Consider the following 1,182-nt stretch of genomic DNA (forward strand, 5'->3'; position numbering starts at 1 on the left):
ATATGTGTATAAGCGACAGCCCTCCCCCGGGCGGGTTCACCGCGTTGATCAAGAAGTTTGTGCCACGCCCGGTCGGGATCGGTGGCCAAAACCTCTTGATCAACGCGGCCATGTCGGCGGGGTGGGGTCAGGTGGTGATCTGGTAGGTCGGGCGGATGGTGGCTCGGGCGAGGGTGTGGAAGGCCAGGTTGAAGCCGACGTATGCCGGTGAGGCGTCCGGCGTGAGGTCCAGGCGCTCCACGTCGAGGGCGTGCACCGCGAAGACGTACCGGTGCGGCCGGTCACCGGCCGGCGGCGCCGCACCGCCGAACCCCTGCACGCTGTAGTCGTTCCGGACGCTGAACGCACCCCGCAGGTCGCCCTCGGCGACACCACGCGGCAACTCGGTCACGTCGGCCGGGAGGTTGACCAGCACCCAGTGCCAGAACCCGCTGCCGGTCGGTGCGTCCGGGTCGAAACAGGTCACCACGAAGCCCTTGGTCTCCGCCGGGAAACCCGACCAGGCCAGGTGCGGCGACACGTTCTCCCCACCGGTGCTGTCGTGGGCATGCGCCGCGTCCATCGGCTCACCGTTGCGCACGTCGTCGCTGGTCAGCGTGAACGATGCGACGGTCGGCAGCAGCTCGTACGGGTCCGGGGCGATGGGTCGTTCCAGGGTCATCGACACAGATCCTTCCGGTGGAAGTGGTGTTCTGCGTCCCCCTTCATACCCTGTCGCGCGGCGCCAACCAGGAAAACGCGAGGTGTCCGCCGTAACCGAAGGCCGCTCACGCGGGTTGTCAGCCTGGCACCCATCGAGCGAGGGAGATCCGTGGCCGGCATCTGGCGCGACTTCGTCACCGCGGCCGTAGACGCCGTGCGTGACCGCGACGACGAGCAGCCTCGACCCGACGAACGCCGCCGGGCCGTGGACCGGCTCGCCACCGAGAAGATCCGCGAGAACCAGCAGGTACGCCCACCAAAGCGCTGAGCGCCGACGAGTCACGCCACCCCACCCCGCCTAACCCAGCCCCGCCCCACCCGGCCCCACCCGCCCCGCCGATCATGGACTTGCGGCAAGGACAAAGAAGGGCATTCAGGAGCTTTTCGCGTGCCTCCTGTCCATGATCGCGGCGGGCAGGCCCGTGACGCGGCAGGTGGCGGGGCGCGTGGACGGGTGCGGGCGCGTGGACGGGTGCGGGC

General features: G+C 69.4%; 2 protein-coding genes. One reads left to right on the top strand and one right to left on the bottom strand.

Annotated features, from left to right (window positions below; translation table 11 throughout):
• Positions 1-127: 127 nt before the first annotated feature.
• Positions 128-661 (bottom strand): YbhB/YbcL family Raf kinase inhibitor-like protein, encoded by a 534-nt coding sequence (locus EYA84_RS32065; RefSeq protein WP_131057881.1) that lies wholly within the window; start codon positions 659-661, stop codon positions 128-130.
• Between the two features lie 150 nt (positions 662-811).
• Between EYA84_RS32065 and EYA84_RS32860 the strand changes: the two genes are divergently transcribed.
• The gene (locus EYA84_RS32860; RefSeq protein WP_161595086.1) at positions 812-970 is read left to right on the top strand and encodes a hypothetical protein; all 159 of its coding nucleotides are present in this window, start codon (positions 812-814) and stop codon (positions 968-970) included.
• Positions 971-1,182: the final 212 nt, after the last annotated feature.

This window comes from Verrucosispora sp. SN26_14.1, assembly GCF_004307965.1.
Lineage (GTDB): Bacteria > Actinomycetota > Actinomycetes > Mycobacteriales > Micromonosporaceae > Micromonospora.

What these genes read in the sequence shown, in the direction of transcription:
- EYA84_RS32065 (WP_131057881.1), bottom strand. Translation starts at nt 661, where the DNA reads ATGACCCTGGAACGACCCATCGCCCCGGACCCGTACGAGCTGCTGCCG.